Source organism: Halalkalibacter lacteus (genome assembly GCF_036663595.1).
Lineage (GTDB): Bacteria > Bacillota > Bacilli > Bacillales > Bacillaceae_D > Halalkalibacter > Halalkalibacter lacteus.
This window is the reverse complement of record NZ_JAWRVL010000015.1, coordinates 19,771-39,887: the sequence shown is the minus strand read 5'-3', so window position 1 is coordinate 39,887 and position 20,117 is coordinate 19,771. Positions and strand designations below refer to the sequence as shown.

Annotated in this window: 14 protein-coding genes and 1 pseudogene; 12 read left to right on the top strand and 3 right to left on the bottom strand. The window is 39.1% G+C overall.

Annotated features, from left to right (window positions below; translation table 11 throughout):
* Window positions 1–56 precede the first annotated feature (56 nt).
* Together SAZ04_RS12390 and SAZ04_RS12385 are read left to right on the top strand one after the other, a co-directional pair.
* Window positions 57–2,501 (top strand): golvesin C-terminal-like domain-containing protein, encoded by a 2,445-nt coding sequence (locus SAZ04_RS12390; RefSeq protein ID WP_332695536.1) that lies wholly within the window; start codon window positions 57–59, stop codon window positions 2,499–2,501.
* Between the two features lie 131 nt (window positions 2,502–2,632).
* A pseudogene (locus SAZ04_RS12385) lies at window positions 2,633–2,848 on the top strand (tautomerase family protein); the annotation flags it as partial.
* Between the two features lie 51 nt (window positions 2,849–2,899).
* On the opposite strand, the gene SAZ04_RS12380 reads toward SAZ04_RS12385, so the two are convergent.
* Window positions 2,900–3,229, bottom strand: a complete 330-nt coding sequence (locus SAZ04_RS12380; protein ID WP_332695534.1) for a DeoR/GlpR family DNA-binding transcription regulator — start codon at window positions 3,227–3,229, stop codon at window positions 2,900–2,902.
* 618 nt (window positions 3,230–3,847) lie between these two features.
* Window positions 3,848–4,897, bottom strand: coding sequence for a hypothetical protein (locus SAZ04_RS12375; protein WP_332695532.1), 1,050 nt, complete (start codon window positions 4,895–4,897; stop codon window positions 3,848–3,850).
* Window positions 4,898–5,400: 503 nt separating this feature from the next.
* On the opposite strand from SAZ04_RS12375, the gene SAZ04_RS12370 reads away from it, so the two are divergent.
* Window positions 5,401–5,556 carry a YwzD family small protein gene (locus SAZ04_RS12370; RefSeq protein ID WP_332695530.1) on the top strand — a complete coding sequence of 52 codons (156 nt, stop codon included), beginning with the start codon at window positions 5,401–5,403 and terminating at the stop codon, window positions 5,554–5,556.
* Window positions 5,557–5,881: 325 nt separating this feature from the next.
* Window positions 5,882–6,142: a hypothetical protein gene (locus SAZ04_RS12365; protein WP_332695528.1), complete on the top strand. Its 261-nt coding sequence runs from the start codon at window positions 5,882–5,884 to the stop codon at window positions 6,140–6,142.
* A gap of 294 nt (window positions 6,143–6,436) precedes the next feature.
* Here the strand turns inward: SAZ04_RS12365 and SAZ04_RS12360 are convergent, their stop codons facing one another.
* Window positions 6,437–6,892, bottom strand: a complete 456-nt coding sequence (locus tag SAZ04_RS12360) for a hypothetical protein (RefSeq protein WP_332695526.1) — start codon at window positions 6,890–6,892, stop codon at window positions 6,437–6,439.
* 421 nt (window positions 6,893–7,313) lie between these two features.
* Here SAZ04_RS12360 and SAZ04_RS12355 point away from each other — a divergent pair, with 421 nt between their 5' ends.
* The 8 genes from SAZ04_RS12355 to SAZ04_RS12320 all read left to right on the top strand — a co-directional run bounded on the left by SAZ04_RS12355 (window position 7,314) and on the right by SAZ04_RS12320 (window position 20,046).
* Window positions 7,314–9,836, top strand: a complete 2,523-nt coding sequence (locus SAZ04_RS12355; RefSeq protein WP_332695524.1) for a bifunctional diguanylate cyclase/phosphodiesterase — start codon at window positions 7,314–7,316, stop codon at window positions 9,834–9,836.
* Between the two features lie 253 nt (window positions 9,837–10,089).
* A complete protein-coding gene (locus SAZ04_RS12350; protein WP_332695522.1) occupies window positions 10,090–11,892 on the top strand; it encodes a cache domain-containing sensor histidine kinase in 1,803 nt (600 codons plus the stop codon).
* Window positions 11,870–13,051, top strand: coding sequence for a response regulator transcription factor (locus tag SAZ04_RS12345; protein WP_332695520.1), 1,182 nt, complete (start codon window positions 11,870–11,872; stop codon window positions 13,049–13,051). Before SAZ04_RS12350 ends, SAZ04_RS12345 begins: the two co-directional genes overlap by 23 nt.
* A gap of 65 nt (window positions 13,052–13,116) precedes the next feature.
* A complete protein-coding gene (locus SAZ04_RS12340) occupies window positions 13,117–14,406 on the top strand; it encodes an ABC transporter substrate-binding protein (protein WP_332695518.1) in 1,290 nt (429 codons plus the stop codon).
* 675 nt (window positions 14,407–15,081) lie between these two features.
* Window positions 15,082–15,234, top strand: coding sequence for a glycoside hydrolase family 68 protein (locus tag SAZ04_RS12335; RefSeq protein WP_332695517.1), 153 nt, complete (start codon window positions 15,082–15,084; stop codon window positions 15,232–15,234).
* Between the two features lie 40 nt (window positions 15,235–15,274).
* Complete coding sequence (locus SAZ04_RS12330) at window positions 15,275–16,621, top strand: glycoside hydrolase family 68 protein (RefSeq protein WP_332695515.1); 1,347 nt, start codon at window positions 15,275–15,277, stop codon at window positions 16,619–16,621.
* A gap of 635 nt (window positions 16,622–17,256) precedes the next feature.
* Window positions 17,257–18,627, top strand: a complete 1,371-nt coding sequence (locus SAZ04_RS12325) for a glycoside hydrolase family 68 protein (protein ID WP_332695513.1) — start codon at window positions 17,257–17,259, stop codon at window positions 18,625–18,627.
* An 84-nt stretch (window positions 18,628–18,711) separates the two neighbouring features.
* Entirely contained in the window at window positions 18,712–20,046 is a 1,335-nt protein-coding gene (locus SAZ04_RS12320; RefSeq protein WP_332695511.1) for a glycoside hydrolase family 68 protein, read from the top strand.
* Window positions 20,047–20,117: the final 71 nt, after the last annotated feature.

The following is a 20,117-nucleotide window of genomic DNA, read 5'->3' as shown; positions in this document are numbered from 1 at the left end:
TTTTCCGCAAGCTCGATATCTGTCAAATAGCTAAAATGAAAGAGGAGTGTTCGTAGATGAAACATAATCCTAAAATAATTATCGTTGTTACGGTCCTGACTATTTTCTCCCTTTTAGCTAGTCCGATTTTCTCTTCATCACCGGTGCATGCTTCAACAATTGCCATTTCAACTGGCGAATCAACTAGTGATGGTCGTCCTGTTGCTTGGAAGAACCGAGATCATTGGTCTAGCCCTGATGGATGGAAAGTGTATCCATTCCAATATGTGGCGGATGCATCTTCATTCGGTAGTGGTGATCAGTACAAATCAAGGTTTGATTATGTAGGCATAACCGCTCAGGGGGATTCTGGAGTAGATATACATACACAACAGCAAGTCCCATGGGTCGGTATTAATGAGAAGGGGTTGGGTCTTGTTCAGGGGGCTGGTCATACATTAACTTCAAGTTTCACTCAAGATCAGGGGTTCCCTGTTTCTCAGGATTTGGATAACGGTATGCCAGCAGGTTTTTTTAATCATGTTGTCCTTTCTCGTGCAGAACATATCGATGAGGTAGAGCAAATTCTTATAGATACAAATGATGGTGGAGGATTTAACCATAGTTTTGCGCGAAATACATCTACAATGATTAGTGTGTTTGATAGATGGGGAAACGCAGCAACATTTGAAATTGATGGAGACAGTTATGCACGTAGTAATGTAACAGAAGAATATCAACAGGATGAAAATGGATTTTTTAGTGATGTTCATACTGATGACAAAGGAACAACATATCCAAATGATGGGGAGTATAGTGGCTATGATTGGAGAGCGAACCTTTCGTTAATAGATTTCACAAAACCTAATGGGTTTCCTTATTTTATTGATGATCATATAACAGAAGTTGACGAGTCTGGGGATATTACAAATTCTGGAGATGTATCTGATGGGATTCACGACTGGGCTTGGTCCTCAAGTGCGATTAATCGACATTTTCGAGCAGGTTTACGGATGGGTGATCCTCACCTCATAAATTATCGAGATTTTATGCAAAATGATGTAGGCTCGTATGGACTAGGTGACAACTGGAATATAAAAACGCTCTCTAGAAATATTGGTTATATGCCTAGAGATGAGAAACCGACTGGGTTCCATCTCAATCGATTTGTATCCACTTTCGGCGCTGTGTTAAATGGATCGAAAATAGAAGATCCGTATGAAGGGAAATTGGGTACTATGTGGGCTGCATATGGGGAGCCGGCTGTTGGAGTGTTTGTGCCTGTCTTCCCTTACTCAGGAGAAGTTCCTGATGTTTTATTAGATATGTATGAAGAGGTTAATAATAAGAGACATCAAGTGTACGATTATAACGACGATTCTGCATGTGGATACAGCTGTGGTCGTAACGTAGACCATACTATTGATACTTACGCACTGACAGGTGAGTATTATGGAGAATCTGGCATTATGAAGTATGTATTTGATATAGAGAATTGGATCTTTGAACAATATGATCTATTCATGGATGATTTACGAACGGGCTCTAGAAGCGAGGCAGAACTAAAAGAGGACATGATTGAATGGCAGACGAATGTAGCACGTCAAGTAAATGAATATTATGTTGATGAAGTCAGTATCTTTCCAGCGGTAGAAAACGCGCATGTTCGTCAAAGTGATCCTAATTTAACTTTCAGCGATTCTTTACAAGTGGGGCAAGAGAGTGCGATTTCTTATTTGAAATTCGATTTAGATGGGATTACAGGAAAATCAATTAAATCCGTAAAGATTCAATTGACGGAGAGTGCAGCCAATGGATCTGGAAATACAAACTTTGAGGTGACGAAAACAACAGAAGAATGGGATGAAGACTCTGTCACCTGGGAAACGAAACCGGAAACAGATGGTCATATTTATGGTGCCTATTTAGGTGGTCAGCTCGAGGAAAGTGAAGTTATTGAAATTGATATTCCTTTAGATAGTGGGTTTATTTCTACTGATGGGGTTTATGGAATCGCTCTTATCGGTACTGCGGGTTCAACTGAGAATGAGTTTGCGCTGAAAGATACGTTAGATGGTGCAAAAATTATTGTCGAATATGATGAACTAAATGATATCATTGTAGACAATAAGAGAATGACAGCCGCCACTGGTTGGTGGAATTCAACAGCAGAGGCCAATTATAATGAATTCAATTATTATTATCGCCGAACATCAAGAAGTGAAAGTAAGGGGAGATGGACTCCATATATTACAAATCCAGGTATGTATGAAGTCTATTATTGGTTACCTGATGGTACTTCTAATCGAACAACTCAAGCGCCTTACACGGTCCATAATGCTGATGGGGAAGAAACGTTTTATGTAGATCAAACCGTTGCTGGTGGTGAATGGGTCCAATTAGGTGATGAAGCATTTGCTTTTGAGACTGGTTTGAATGGATATGTTGAAATTTCAAATAGTGCGAGTGATGGTGAAATTGTCATTGCAGATAGTATTCGTTTTCTGAAAGTAGATGAGTAAGACTCTATCACTCGAATCCTCTCTTCAAAAGAGCAAGTACAAAACAACTATTTTAGGCTTTATTGCCAGAAAGTAGTTGTTTTTTTCGTTCTCTAGGAAGCATTGAAAACTAGCCCTTTAAATAGGCACAAGGTTTTGAACGTAGCAAGGACGTCGTTGTGATCAGTGTGACGAGCAAACAACGAACAGAGGAGCAAAAGCAGCAATTTTATCAACTGATGGTAAGTGAATTAGGAAAACAGTGTGGAATAGAGCCAAATGATATCATGATTTCAATCGTCACGAATGGAACGGCCGATTGGAGCTTTGGCTACGGTGAGGCTCAGTTTCTAACGGGAAAATTGTAAAAGCGTTTTGAAAAGAGTGGGCTCCACGATTATCTTTTAGGTAAGCGCTACCTAAAAGATAAGTATAATATTATGTTTCTTTACAAACTCTTGATACTCGTCGTTTGGAAGCTTATCTGTTACTAGATAGTGGATTTCTTCTAAGTCACAGTAGGTCGTTAACGCATATTTATCAAATTTTTGATGATCCACTAATAAAAACACTTGCGGACATTTTTTCACGGCTGAACTTTTAATTTCACTCTCAAGTGGGGAAGAGTTTGTGACGCCATTTGTGATGGAGATACCAGTTGAAGCCATAAAGGCCTTATTAATATTATAGGTTTTGAAAACATCTAATCCTTTATAACTAATGAATGATTTTGTTTTACGTTCGACCATCCCCCCCTGTAGAGAAAATGGTTACGTTGTCATAAGGCATTGCTTCTACGATAAAAAGAAATTTGTCGTATCATGTATTTCCCGTGAAATAATTTTTGTGAGGATAGCTAAGACAATGGAAGGTCGATCAAAAACTATTGACCGATATTGTAAATGGACAGGCACGCCTGTGAAAACCACCATAGATAAAAGGATGGTCGGGCATGAAAACAAACGGTTCGAAAGCATGGTCAATCTTTGGCAGAAGGATATGAGGGTTTTAATAATGGCTGCTTGTATCACCTGACATCGAAGCGCTTATAGCGTCACGCGATACGTTTACCTCCCAAGCCGATACAGCTAAAGACCATGTGTATCAACAAAAAGAAAGAGTAGATAGACAGACAGGGTGAGCGTTACTCGATACAAGTGGCAATCTCTTTAGAAAAGGGGCTGAACAGAGAGGGCACTGAAAAAGGTAAAAAGCAACCTTTTTCAGTGCCCTCCTGAACAGATCTTTTTTTAGTTTTGTATCGCCTGGCGATATAACGTAATTCATTCAATACTTTCCTACTAAATATAGTTCGGGAGGTGCCAGGCACCTCCCGATTAGGCACCTCCCGATTAGCGCGCCGAGGGTCAGGAAAGATTTTGGAGTCGGTTTTGCGCTACGTTTATCTGATAAATCTGTTCTTTTAACAGAGGTAAATTCAACTCGACCTGTTTTTTTATACGTGTTTCTAGTGGAAGGTTCTTAATGCTTTCAATGGAATAATAAAGTGGTTTTTGAACCGTATCTAACAAGGCAGCTTGATCTTCTTTGCTAAAAGAGAGAATGAATTCTCGTTGTTCAGGAGTCAAAGAATGTAATTGTTCCTGTCTGTCCTTTGCCAATTTCCATTCTCTTACTTCTTGCTTTTGCCGTTCAAGAAGAGGGAGGTGCAGTTGGATTTGTCTTTGAGTGGTTTCCTCGTATTCCAAGATTTCCTCATCTGGAAAAAAGCCTTCTGCACATCCATCTTCAATGGATAGGAGCAATTCTCTCCGGTCCTCCTGGTTCATTTTTGAAACAAACTGTTGTTGATTGATATTTAATCGTTGAAACAGAAACGATAATTTCTTTTCTTCCTCATAGCGTGCGTTAATCCGCTCGACCAATTTAATCTGGTTATCGGATAGCGGTAGCCCTGCTTCATATTGGTCGATGATATCTTGAGGGAGAGATAAATGCATATAAGAAGCTAAAGGGTAAAATAAATTCTTTTTATACTTAATTAGAATTTCATCTCTTTCTAGATCAATGGCATACATTCCGTTTTTCACATCTTTAATGACAGAAGAAGGGAGGGAGAGGTAGTTTTCAAAACAATTCTCTCCTAACTGTCGTACTGTCCCCTCCTTTTTGTTTTGGATGATGTATTGGAAGCGAAGAGATTGACCGCAGTCGCACTTATAAGGCCGTTTTTTATATCCTCCATCCAAAATATCAACCAAAACCCAATCCTTGATTTTTTCTTCGATGTCTTGGTTGCTCATTTTTTCGTCTATGTCAATTCCTTTGTAGTTTGCTAGTACTTGTAACCAGCGGCTCTTCTTTTTAATTTTCATTCGGTATGTCAGAAAGTAGATTTGCTCTTCATTCAAATTGCCCATGGCCGCTTCTACCTCTTTTTGCGCAAGGAGTACCATTGACTCAACACCTCATTTAAATGGATTCTATTAGAATTTTATTAAATAGTTATGCGTAAGGTGAGAGGATTATGCTAGGTTTTGTGGGTTCCCCCGCTTGGAGCAGACAATCATTTTCCTATGATTTTTAGCAAATAACGGATTCTGTTTCCGTTTCGGTAGGTGTCACCTCACCCTTCCTTCTGCATTTTACTTATCAGCCCTTCGCTAGCGGGCGAGAAAACCGTTATCGGTCGTGGAATGAATATTGAAAAGAGTGGGGAACTGACTTTTTAAGGAAATAACGTTTCTCAAGCTACTTATCAATCAGACAGTGTCTGGCAACACCTTCACTCGATTTTTGTCGAGCAATACTTGTTTCAATTTAGTGTTTGAGAGTGGTACTATATGTAAATGACTTAGAAATTAGTGTAGTGTCACTGTTAAATAATTTTTAAATAGTGAAGGTGCCTAGATGTTAAATAAATTAGAAGTAGTATTTTGCGGGTGGTGAGAAGGAAGAAATGGATTTGGTGAAAGAAGTCGAAATATTAACACAACAACGTTTGGTACAAATTTTAGAAGAGGCTTATAAAAAAGGGACGGAGTCAGCTAGTGCAAATTCAAAGCAACTTGTTGAGGAAATTGCCGCATGTTTAAAGCCATATGTTAAGTCCTAACAGTCATTAAGTTAAAAGTCCTAAGCATTGCTTAGGGCTTTTCTTATGCGTGCCTGGATCCACCCGAAATTTGTCGACTACTAATTGTTAAATTCCGTATCATGTCCTCAGACCGCACTAGCCTTGTTCAGCATGATAAAATACCGTTTCTGTACCATCTGACTACTAATTGTTGAATTTAGGATTTTCAGTAATAAATCTGTAACGGGTCGAATGAAATAGAAAATCTAAGATTTTTTTCTGGTCCCCCCCTAAAAAAAAGTGTACCTACGTATAGATATATAATAGAAGGATATAAATTTATTGAAAGTGAAGGTGAATATATATGGTTATTAACACGGGTGATAAAAGTTGCGTGAAAAAAGACATGGAACGCTCGCAAACCAATTCTACATCTGATTGGGACCAGATTGTAAGTGAAGCCCTCGATTCAGGGATGACATCAGAAGAGTACGTAGAATTTATCAGATTTATGAAAGAAATTATTTCGAAAATAAAAAAGTTAGAAATGCCCATTCCTTACTACTTTCAAATGTTTTGGGCAGCAGTGCCTGCCACTTCCCCAGAATTGTCGAAATATAAGTAAAATGTTTGTGAGAGGAGAAATACTCTCTTCAACCAGGAGTCTGCATGTGTTGTAATAATGGCTGTGACCGTTATTTTGTCATCTGTTTTCACGAATATATCATTAATGACGACTGTTTCAGTATGTAAATAGCCATCACGAAACGATTCATAAAGAAGTATTTAGATAGGAAGACCGAATACTGCCGGGCATGAGGTTTGGACTGAATATATCGTTGAGTATTTAATTACGGATTAGGTGCAAGGAATTTCAAGTAACTATGGTTACCAACCCCAATAGGAGAACCGTTAATACTTAGGATTCCTTATAATCCCAAAGAATACTAGGCTCATCTTCATCTAGCGACACATAGACATATTGAGAAAAGGTAAAGTGACCATATTTCCCTTTAAAATCTTTTGTTACAACTACCTCATATACTTCCATTGGCTCATCTTCCTTCGTCATTTTCCAGCTGTTGACCTTTTTTGGTTTCGTTATTGAATAGGTAAATGTATCTGCGCCAAAATGTCCCATAAACGTATGCACTCTATCTTGCATGTATGCTGATTTAGAAAACTTGTTTTTCATTTTTGCATGAAATAGTTCCCAAGAGGAATCAAAGTTAGCTTTCTGCTCATAACTATAAAATTTATTTACGATTTTTCTTGCTTGTTGGGTCTCAGAGGGGATTAGGGTAAAAATGAGTACGACCATCACAAGTAAGGTGAATGGAATTATGATGATGAATGGCGATTTCTGCCTTCGCATTGGAATTCCTCCTCAGCTCTTCTAGGGTTGTATCAAATCCTATTCTGAATGAGGGGGAATTATGTAGGGTTTTTTAGACGTGCCTTAAATATAAAGCGTTTGGATTAAGAGGCAGAATGGCTAGTTCTTTTTGTATACCATTAAACTAAATGCCTCGTATGTCGTCATCTGCCTCACCCCCTTTCAAAGGGAGTTCAGCCGCCACCTGCTTTGTAGTTACACTCAAATTATAGCAAACTCGTTTTCTCCTAATCTATTGTGTTTTTAATAATTCAATTTTAAGTACATAGATTGTGCTATAATATTTTCGTTCTTAAACTCAACTATTACTAAACTCATTATATTGCGATTCATGACACATTCAGAAGAAACAGGACGATTTTATAAAACTAGCCTGTTTTCTGTATTAGGAGGTATCACTGTGTCAATAAAAAAGAAACTACCGTTACTTTTTACCTCGTTGGTATTATGTATTTTAATAGCGAATAGTACATTACACTATATGCGGTCGAAAGAGAAACTAATAGATTTCAATGAAAGAGAAATAGAATTGATTACCCAGGAAGTATCGTATCTGGTGGGAAAATCAATAAATGGTGCTCTCTATGTAGAAGATATGATGGGGAAAGAGTTACGAACGGCTTCTATTGCGATAAGAAACGCCTTGCCTGCAAACCATGAAGAGGTGACAAACGAACAATTAAGAGTGCTGGCTGATGAGCTTATGATCTCTCATATTACATTATTGGCTCAAACGGAGGACGACATCATAGGTGTAAAATCCTCTGATCCACATGAGATTAATATCTCAACAAAAGAATGGCTATTTTGGTACGATGCATTCAGACAGCTATTCAGTTTGTCGCCTGTTACCGTTGAAGAAGGATTAGCTCTGCCAAACTATTGGACAGGTCCCATTGAGGTGGCTTCCAGTAATCCTGACCATACCGATAAATGGGGTTATTATTATGATGAATCGACGAATTATATCATCAACCCTTATCTTCGTGACAACCAGGTACTAGAATATGAGAAGCGTTTTGGACCAGCTAATGTCATGGAACGTTTCACGAATAAACTTGAGGGTGTCCTTGAACTGACTGTGTTTAATCCGAAAAACTTTGGTCAAGAGACTGAAATGGTGCATTTAAACGGAAACAGCTTTATTCGGATCGTTGATCAACCGATCTGGTATGGTACTTATGAATATGGAAACAAACCAGTAGATGTGAAATTGGTACAAACAGCTGTTAAAACAGGGGAATCACAGAGCTATACGGAAGAAATAAATGGGGAATTTGTGACAAAAACACTCGTTCCTATTAATACAGACACGCAGGAACCTTATGTGATCGGTCTAACCTACGATTATAGCTTAATTCAGAAAGAACTTGATAAAGAATTATGGCAGCACATCCTTTTATCGATCCCGTTTATATTGATTGTGTTACTTACAAGTTTTATTTTTTCACGTTCGATTACAAGACCGATTGATTATATTGTAGAAAAGGTAAATGCGATTGCTCAAGGGAATTTTGGAGAAAGTATTGAGTTGAAACGAAAAGATGAATTAGGTCATCTTGCGCAAAATGTCAATGCGTTATCAAAGTCTTTGCAGTGCTATGTTGCTGATTTAAAACAGAGCAAGGAAGTTATTCAATTTCAAGCTTCTCATGATCCACTTACAGGGTTACTAAATAGAAGGTACTTTCAAGAAGAGTTACATCAGAGAATGGAACGTAGCAAGAAAACAGGAGAGACTGTTGCTGTATTATTTATTGATATCGATCGATTTAAAGATGTGAACGACACCTTAGGGCATGCCAAAGGGGATCAATTATTAATTCTTATTTCTGAGCGGATTAAGAACGGTCTGTCTAGTGGGAATAGTGTTCTCACTAGACAGGGTGGGGATGAATTTGTTATTTTATGTAGCGAACTTGAGGAAGAAGAAATCAAGGCTATAGCTGATACAATTATAACGACCATCAACCAACCTTATTTACTAGATGGAAATGAAGTGATTGTAAGTGCTAGTTGTGGCATAAGCATGTATTCAAAACATGAGGAAAACCTGGATGATCTGATGATATATGCTGATGGGGCTATGTATGCGGCGAAGAAACAAGGCGGCAATAAGGTTATTATATATAATGAGGAAATAAACAAAGAAAAGAATAAGAAACTTCGTATCGAAGCACGTTTGAGAAAAGCGATTAAACATAAAAAGATTGAAGTCTATTATCAGCCAAAAATCGATGCTCGCGCGGATGTACTTACAGGAGTAGAAGCATTGCTAAGATGGACCGATGAGGAACTTGGACTCGTATCACCAGAGACATTTATTTCCATTGCAGAGGAAACAGGGCTTATTCATTCTTTGTGGGAAATAGCGATGAAGGAAGCTTGTTTCCAGGTGAAGAAATGGAATGAAAATCGAGTAGAACCGTTACATCTTGCTGTTAACTTTTCAGCGAAGCAATTTCAAGATCCCGCTTCCTTAGTCAAACAGGTGAAAGAAATACTTTCCGACTGTCAATTAGCAGCAAACTATTTTGAAATAGAAATTACAGAAAGTACGTTACTTTTTAATTCGAAAGAAACAATAAAAGCGTTAAAAGATTTACAACAATACGGAATTTCTATTTCGATTGACGATTTTGGAACAGGGTATTCTTCGTTAAGTTACTTACGAACATTGCCAATTAATTGCCTGAAAATAGATCGATCATTTATTCAAGACATTAGAGAAGATCATGGTAATTCTGCCATTGTCGAGGCGATCATAAATCTTGCACGCAGTCTCAATTTACATGTAATAGCAGAAGGGGTAGAGAAAGAATATCAAAAAGAGTTGTTAGTAAAAAATGAGTGCTATCACATGCAAGGCTATTTATTTAGTAAACCGCTTTGCAAACAGGAATTTGAACAATTCCTTGACTAAGGGGTGCCTGGCACCGCTCGGTTTTTGTCGTATTTTGTTTGGGGTATTCGAGCACAATTTAGTACGGGTGTAGCTTTTGTAGATATGACTTCCGGATATTGGTTAGGTCAAAACTTTGAAGTTGTAATACCTTGTCTAAAACGATACATCCAGATGTAAGAGTTAGATAGAGTCTTAGCGAGCTAGTAGCGTTAGCAAGTAGGGATTGCAAAATACAAGGCAATCGCTTCTGAGCGAAAGGAGCATCATTCTTGTGAAAAGCATTCAAAGTCGCCTATTGATCATGCTTATTATTTTTATCATCTTCCCGTATTTTTTATCTGTACTTTTGATTTATGGGTATACGAAGAAGAATGTGGAGCAGTATGAGCTTGCAAGCAGTCACGATCAAATGCAAGAGGTGTCTGATCATCTGGAACAATACTTTCATGACATGATCCAACTTCCGTATATTTTGTATCGAAATCCTGATTTATTTCGAATTTCAAATAATAATTTTGAAAATTCGACTTATTCAAATCCATTGGCAATTGAAAAAGCCCTGAAAACTTTTTATTTGATGCGAAGAGAAATCCGTCAAGTTCGGTATTATATTGCTAAAGAAAAAAACTCGATTACTGTTTATAATGCGATGATAAGTACCCGTAAGCATCAACCGGATTTATTGAATTCTATTCAGAATCTGGTAAACTCTGACCAGAATTTTATGATTGAGCCGCCGCATCAGATTGAGAATTATAACGATGCGGCGATCATTCCCCAGTCGGACAAAACGATGGTTTTGACTATTCATCATAAAGTCGTAGATGTCCTGTCAAACGAATTACTTGGCATCATCACGATTGATATCGATATGGATGAATATGCTCGCATAAGTGACCGTCTCATTCAGGGTGGGGATGAATCGGTATTTGTAATTGATTCGGATGGTTTTATCATATACGCAGGTGATCAAGACTTGATCGGAAAACCTATCCCTGCTGATTTACAGTCGCAGATAAATAAGGAGGATATCTATTCTGATGATGGTGATATTATCTTGTCCAAAACGTTGTCGGAGCCGTTAAAACAATGGAAATTAGTTAAGATAACCCCGAGTGAGTTCTTATTCAATGAGGTGAGACAAACGGCCCGTACAAATATCATTGTCGGTGTGGGAGTGGTATTTTTGGGCTTATTAATGGTAGTCATTATTTCTTACAAGATTACTCGTCCAATCAAACTCCTTAGCAGGAAAGTACGGAGAATTGAAGGCGAGAATATGGACGTGGACGTGCCGTTTGATGATCAAAGGGAAGACGAAATCGGCCATCTGGAAAAGCATATAAAGGGGATGATGGACCGGATTAATCTTCACATTGAACGTGAATATAAACTGGAGATTGAGAATAGGAAAAACCAGTTCAAGGCTCTAAAGTCTCAGGTTAATCCGCACTTTTTATATAATTCATTACAGTCCATTGGTGCGGTTGCTTTAAGGTCCAATTCTCCGGATGTATATAAATATGTGACGTCTCTCTCTAGAATGATGCGATACTCAATTCGTGCAGATCAATGGGTGACGGTTCGAAGTGAAGTGGATTATATAAAAGCATATTTGGAACTTCAAATGGAGCGTTTTCGAACCAGGTTAAGCTACTCTATTGATATAGACGAGACTATTCTTGATATTATCGTTCCAAGTATGATTCTACAGCCGCTCGTTGAAAATTTCTTTAAACACTGTTATGAGGAGGGGGTTTATGATGCTCATTTGCACATTTATGGAGAAATACGAGAAGAACATTTATATCTGGTTGTAGAAAATAATGGACCCAGTATAACGGATGTAGAGCTAAAGAGGTTAAGGGAAAAAATTTATACGCCTGGAGATGAAGGAACCGATTCACACGAACATATCGGTCTGAAAAATATTCATGACCGATTAGTTCTAAATTATGGACCGAGAGCAGGAATTGAACTAGATACGAAGCGTGGGCAAGGGTTTTCCGTGCGGCTTATGATTCCATTACTTGCAAAGGAGGATGAAACACATGAAAGCTCTGTTGGTGGATGATGAATTCAATGTACGGGATGTCATTCGTGCTTTGGGACAGTGGGAAAAATACGGGATTACGACTGTTTTGGAAGCAAACAATGGCAAAGAGGCAAAAAGGTTGATCGAACGGGAATCCCCGGAAATCATTTTTACAGACGTAAAAATGCCCGAAATGAGCGGTATTGAATTAATCGAGTGGTTAGATACTATATCTTATCCGGGTAAAGTGATTTTGGTCACGGTGTGTGACGACTATTCATTCATGCGTAAAGCGATTCAGTACAGGAGCTTCGATTATTTGTTGAAACCGATTGAAGCTGAAGCGCTAAATGAAGCATTGTTCGGAGCTGTGAATGCTTGGGATAATGAAGAGGAGGAACGCCGTAACAAAGAGTCGGGATTCTATGAAGATGTCAAAAGTTTGCGTATGAACCGAGTGGTGACTGCAGCTTGTAACAGCGAACCTTTTGACGCTGAACAAATTGCCTCATGTCTTCCGCAAGCTGATGGATACGATCTTACTTTAATTTCCTTTTACGAAATGCACGATTCCGATTCTTATATTCAGTTGTTGGCTAATGAGCTTTGTGATCGAGAGTGGGGGAATGCATTTGCGCTTCTGAACGACCATAATCTCTGTGTGGTTATTACTGTACATGGCCAATGGTTAGCGGTAGAAGAATGGATTAGTCATCACTTTGATATCCCTATTCGTCTTGTTAGTGAAGTTTCATTGATATCATTGGAAGAACTACCTACGTCTTTTCAATCTGCGCAAAGAGAAATGGCCGCCCAAAATTTCAGATCTATCCACCGATTGACCAATGTGGATGATGCTTTGCGCATGCATGACATTCTCGCTTATGTAGACAAGTATTATAGAGAAGAGTTGAGTTTGGAAAAACTGTCCAACCGTTTTTTCTTGAGTCGCGAACATATCTCAAGAAGATTCAAACAAGAAAAAGGAGTGACCCTGTCAGAATACGTCACTCAACTAAGAATTGAACAAGCGAAACAGTGGTTAGTTCAAACGGACGAGAAGATGAACTCGATTTCAATAAAGCTTGGATATCAGGACGGAAACTTCTTTTCAAAGCTATTCAAAAAAATGGTTGGTATGACACCGACCGAGTACCGGAATCACGAGAGGAAACGGCAAAACAGAAAATGTAGATAATTAATTTTTCGGCCTTTATAATAAGACGTATTCATAAATAGTTACATTTACCTGAGGGGGAAACAATGGAAAAAAAGATTTTGCAAATGTTTTTGGCCGGTCAGCTCATCATGTCCCTTGTCGCTTGTGAGGCTGACAATGAAATAGTGAAAACGGAAACGATAAGTGCAGATGAGAAGATCACGTTGGAAGTGTGGAATCGGAAAGTCGAAATTTCCACACAGTTCGAAGAGATGATTCTGGCTTATGAAATGGAAAATCAGGGTGTGGATATTACCGTTCGTACCGTAGGCGGAGGGGTCGATGACCGTAGCGATTTAATAGCACAGTTAGCTGCCGGAAAAGGTCCTGATATATTTACTAACGGTGGTGATGAAGAGGCCAAACTATGGAGTAAATATTTGGAAGATCTTTCTGATCAACCTTGGGTTGAGAATGTGTTTGAAGAAGCGCTGACATCAATGAAAATCGATGACAAAATTTACGGAATGCCTATAAACCTTGAAGGGTACGGATTCATTTATAATAAAGATTTATTTAAAGAGGCAGGCATTGAAACGTTGCCAAAAACGCTTACTGAATTAATAGCAGCAGCAGAAAAATTGGAAGCATCAGGCATCATGCCTTTTGCAATCGGATATTATGAAAAGTGGAAATTGGGTCATCTTTTAAATATTGCCTTTGCGCACCAGGAAGATCCGGATGCCTTTATTAAAGGCCTGAATGACGGAACGCAAGAAATTGAACGCAATCAAAAATTCAAAGATCTGGTCGGATTGTTGGATGTAACGATTAGATATGGAAATGAGAATCCGTTGACTACGGATTACAACATGGAAGTGAGCCTGTTTGCCACTGGGAATGCAGCAATGATTCAGCAAGGGAACTGGATTCAACCAATGGTAGATCAACAAACGCCAAATATGAACATCGGATTTCTGCCAATCCCGATTAATGACGATCCTAAAAACGATGCCTTAGCGGTCGGTGTACCCAATTACTGGGTTGTGAATAAACAAACGAACCCGGAGAAGAAGAAAGAAGCAAAGAAATTTTTAAACTGGATGGTTTCTTCAGAACAAGGAACACAATTTATGACGGAACAATTCAAATTTATTCCGGCTTTTAAAAATATTGAGACAAACAATTTAGGACCGCTCGCAGACGATATTATCCGTTACGCCAAAGATGAGAAGACGTTGTCCTTTAACTGGTTTAAATACCCTGGGGGAGCAAGGGATGTGTTCGACCATGAGTTCGGGCTTGCCATGCAAGCTTATGTAGGTAAACAGCTTAATCATGATCAATTGCTGCAAGAGTTGCAGAAGTCGTGGGAGAAGGCTGCGAGGAAATAATTTATCATCCCGCAGAGGTGATCCTCCTTATCGATCCATTTCTTCGACACCCATGCGGCGTTTTTTGCAGCCTGCTCCGACACATGGAATAGTCCTATAGAACATTAGATATAGTCCTATATCAATTTAAGATTAATTTACAATCAATATATGATTTACCTTATGATATAGTCATCCAAAACAGAGTCAGTACATCCACCGGCTAGGTAAGTCCAACCTGAAGAGAAAAAGTAGAAAGAGTACCACTGTCTGCTCTAGCCAGTGTTCTTTCTATTTTTTTTTGTCCGAGTGTAAACGGAAAGCAGCAGTAATACCATCCTTCTTATATAACTCGTTACAGTCCATTTGTGCGGGTTTCCTTCGATCGAACGCTTCGAATGTATACCAATTTGTGACGTCCTTATCTAATGCGATACTAAATTCGTGCTGATCACTGGGTGTCGGTTCGATGTGAAGTGAATGATATAACATTCATTATTCCAAAGTCCTTCCATAAGATATCAGACAGTATCAATTTAAGACTAAGTTATCCTCAATCTAAACCGTATTTCAAAAAGGTAGATTTTAATTATAATTTAATATGTAAACAAGCAAAAAGAAAGGAGGTAAGAGTGAAAAAATTGTTTCTGCATATCTTTCTGTTCAGGCCGAGGGCGCAGACACGAAGCTAACTGTGTGAACGATGAGTTGGAGCGTCCGCATATTATTGTGAAGGACGATAAGTACTATCTGTTTTCCAACACTCACATTAATAAGTACGCTCTGGGACTTGAAGGTCCAGAAGGGCTATACCATTCTGTTCATTTTAAAGTAAGTATTAGCCTATGATCTATTGAAGAATAAGTAGTCTATTTAGGGGGAAACATAAATGGAAAGCAAAAGAGATAAAAAGGGCAAATTATTTTTAGCAGCAATGATAGGACTTTCTGCTATATTCGCTCCTATTGTAAGCGCAGGTGTATCTGCCAAAGAAAATATTGATCCTTATAATTGGACTCGTGAAGATGTTAGTAATCTTTCAATGAATGCTCATAATACTGCACCTACTATTAATAAAGACGAGCTTATTCAAATCACATCAGACTCTTATATTTGGGATACTTGGCCATTGCAAGAAAAGAATGGCCATCCAGCTGTCGTAAATGGCTTTAAAATTATTTTTGCTTTGTCAGTGCCTAATGATGTCCTTCCTGGTAAGCGACATGATACAGCTGAAATTCATTATTTCTTTTCAAAGGACGGTAAGAGCTGGGAATCCGGCGGCCCTGTTTTCAAAGATGGAGAAGCATTAGGCTCAAGACAATGGGCTGGATCTTCGATTGTTCACAAAGATGGGAAATTACAAATTTTTTACACCGCAACAGGTAAGAAAGGTGAAACTCAATTAAGCTATGATCAGCGAATAGCAACCGCAACGGCAAATATAAAAACAACGAACACAAGTGTGACATTTGAAGGTTGGTCAACACATGAAATGATTCTTGAAGCTGATGGAGAATATTATCAAACAAATGAACAAACAGGTCCAGTAGAATCGTCATATGCATTCCGTGACCCGTATTTTTTCCTGGATCCAAAGACTGGGGAAGAATATCTTTTGTTTGAAGGAAATTCTGCTGGGAAGCTTGAAGACAGATCATATAAACATGAATATATTGGTTCCACAGCATTTCGTCAAAACCATGTTATCCCTGATGGATCAAAAGCGTTCAATGGCAGTGTTGGCATTGCCAAAGCAACGAATCAAGGTTTGACTAAATTTAAATTGCTGCCACCATTGTTGGAAGCGAACTATGTAAACGATGAACTGGAGAGACCAAGTGTCATGGTTAAAGGAAACAACTATTATCTTTTTGTAAAGACCCACAGTGAGAAATTCGCCTCCGGCCTTCATGCACCGGAAGGGTTATACGGGTTTACTTCAGACTCACTTTTTGGAGGCTATCAACCTTTGAATGAAAGCGGGTTAGTAATCGCGAATCCAACCGATAATCCGTATCAAGCCTATTCTTGGATGGTTATGTCGAATGGCACTGTCATCAGTTTTGTCAATTATGTTGATGTGGATGGTAAAGATATTTATGAAATTGGCGAGCAATCACCAGAATATCAAATGGACCATTTCGGTGGAATGCTGGCACCTTCATTAAAAATATCGATCACACGTAATGAAACAAAAATCCTTCATGAAAAGAAGCAAGGGGTTTTTAAATAAGGTGAGACTTACATCAGTGGGTTATTCTTCAACCCCCACTGATGGATAGCAAGACTTATCGGAGTTAGGAATAAACGAGAAGGACAAGCAATGGCGTTCAGTTTTTTTACTGAGCGCCATTGTGCATTGTTACCTTTTAGTCATCGGGCGCTTTAGTGGAATAAGATAATTATTTATAGACTGGTTGGTTTTTGCCGTTCAGTCTATTTTTATTTCATTAGGGTGTACCCTATTGAAAAGGTAGCGATTATTTGAGAGCGAGTATTATGTTTCGTCGACCTAGATGTCTCACAATTTGCCATAGGTAGAACCAGTTCATGGCGTAAAGTCTTAGGTTAATACCATCCTTCTTATATAACTCGTTATAGTCCATTGGTGCGGGTTTCCTTCGATCCAACATTTGTAACGTCCTTATCTAACGCGATACTAAATTCGTGCTGATCACTGGGTGTCGGTTCGATGTGAAGTGAATGATATAACATTCATTATTCCAAAGTCCTTCCAAAAGATATCATATAGCATCAATTTAAGACTAAATTATCCTCAATCTAAACCGTATTTCAAAAAGGTAGATTTCATTATAATTTAATTTGTAAAAGAAAAAATATTCATCAATTCAAGGGAGGAAAAAACAAATGAAAATGAAAACTTGCAAAAAGGCAGGAAAGTTAGTTTTGTGTGCTGCAATTTTAGCGAGCAGTCTGATGACTGCTACCGTTGCAGCGAACTCTAAATGGGATATTGAGGATGATTACACGTCGGCTTGGTCCAGACAGCAAGCTGAGAAAGTGGCTCTGACGGAAGAGACGACAGCCCCAATCATCGATATGGACTTTGAAGACGTAGCTCCGGATGTGTGGGTTTGGGATACGTGGCCCCTCCAGAATAGAGACGGTTCACTTTCGAACGTGAAAGGCTACAGAATTGCATTCGCATTGGTTGCACCGCGTACTTATACTTGGCATGACCGTCATACTGAAGCAAGAATCGGTATGTTCTACTCTAAAAACGGCAAGGATTGGACTTACGCCGGAATTCCATACGACTATGACAACGCGTTAGGACACATGCAATGGGCTGGTTCTGCTATGTTGGACGAGAAAGGAAAAGTGCATTTCTTCTATACGGCAACCACTGATATGAATGCCAATGGCGGTAAAGAATTTAATAAAGACGGATGGGTGCAAAGAGCTGAGCAACGTCTCGCTAAGACGACATTTGATATCAGTGCAGACAAAAATGGAGTGCATCTGACGAATGAAGGTGATCACCAAATCCTTCTTGAAGCAGACGGCCATCATTATGAAACGATCGAACAGTTCCAAGAGCACGGAAATATCATCACTGGGTTCCGCGATCCGTTTTTCTTCAAAGATCCGAATACAGGCGAAGAATACATTATTTGGGAAGGTCAGGCAGGCACCAATAGAAGTGATTTGAAACCGGAAAATATCGGTGATAAAGAATACCGTGAAACTCATACCGTTTTGGATCATGCGAAATTTTACAACGGCAATATCGGGATTGCGAAAGTGCTTGATGACGACGTAACTGAACTGGAATTATTGCCACCACTTCTTGAGTCGGTTGGGGTCAACCATCAGTTGGAACGTCCGCATGTTGTGGTAAAAGGCGACACTTACTACCTGCTTACGATCAGTCACGAATTTACGTTTGCCCCAGGCTTGAGCGGTCCGGATGGATTGTACGGATTTGTCGGCGAGGGAAGCTTGCGTACAGATTATAAGCCGGTCAACGGCACTGGTCTGGTTGTTGCCAATCCAGCGGAAAAACCGTTTCAAGCTTATTCTTGGTGGGCTGCGCCCGATGGTCAGGTCATCAGCTTCATTAATGAACCTTTAGACGAGAATGGTCAGGTTCAATTTGGTGGAACTTTTGCACCGACGCTGAAGGTATCCTTTAACGGTGACAAAACAAAGATCGTGAAAGAAATGGAAGCTGGAGAAATCAAACCTTTCGGTCCTTACGGTAGATCCTTACGGTAAATACTCAGTAAGAGGAAATAAAGGTATAACTCTCTTTCACGTTAATCAGCTTAGCGAAATACTAAAAAACTAGGAGGTAAGAAAATGAAAAAGAAGAAAAGAAGTTTGTTATTAGCGACTACGATTATCGGACTATCTGCCATCCTTTCACCACTGGCAACAGTAGGCGCAGCTAACGATTATACGGTGTCCAATTGGACGCGAGAACACGTAACGAATATCGAACTAAATGATCGTAACACGGCTCCGGTTATTAACATGGATGAATTAGAAAAGTTAGATGAAGGCTATCATACTTGGGATACATGGCCTCTTAAAGATAAAGATGGCTCTGTCGCTGTTGTGAACGGCTATAAAATCATTTTTGCTCTTTCAGCTCCAAGCCATGTACTGCCTGGTCAAGTCCATGATATTGCCGAAATTCGTTATTTCTACTCGAAAAACGGAAAAGATTGGATTAGTGGAGGTCCTGTTTTTGAAGAAGGGAAAGCATTAGGTTCAAGACAATGGGCAGGATCAGCTATGATTGACGAAGATGATCAACTTCACTTTTTCTATACAGCTACTGGACGTAAAGGACAGGAACGTATTACGTATGAGCAGCGCTTTGCAAAAGCTTCCGCTGATGTAGTTGCCTCTAAAAAAGGAATCTCGTTTAAAAATTGGTCTGATCATCAAATTATCCTTGAAGCAGACGGAGAATACTATCAAACTCAAGAACAAGGAAGTCAAGGCGATATTGCTTATGCTTTCCGTGACCCTGAATTCTTTAAAGACCCTAAGTCTGGTGAAGAGTACATTGTCTTTGAAGGAAATTCTAGCGGAGCGCCTGCTGACCGTTCTTGCTTGCCAGAACACAGCGGTTCACCTGAATTCGCTGAAAACCACGATGTTCCAGAAGTATCCGTATTATTTAATGGAAGCATCGGGATCGCAAAGGCTAGCAATGAAGACTATACGGAATTTGAATTGCTCCCGCCATTACTAGAAGCGAATTGTGTCAATCAAGAACTTGAAAGACCACATATTATTGTAAAAGGAAATAACTATTACCTATTCACAGACACGCATTTTGACAAATTTGCTCCAGGAATTACAGGTCCAGAAGGGCTATATGGATTTGTTTCAGACGATTTATTTGGAGGTTATGAACCGTTAAATGGAAGTGGCTTAGTCATTGCTAACCCTGAAGATAATCCATATCAAGCTTATTCATGGTTAGTTTTACCTAATGGAACGGTGATTAGCTTTGTACACTTTTCCGATTTAGGAGACTTATCAATTGCAGACGTTGGTCACCAATCTCATGAGTTTCAATTTGAACATTTTGGTGGAATGCCCGCACCATCTTTAAAAATTGCATTGAATCGTGACCGTTCGCATATTGTGACAGAGTTAGGACAAGGTGTAATCAGATAATGATAATGAGTCAGCCTCTCATGATTAAAATGAGAGGCTGTTTCATCTATTTCATTGAATCAATAGGAAAG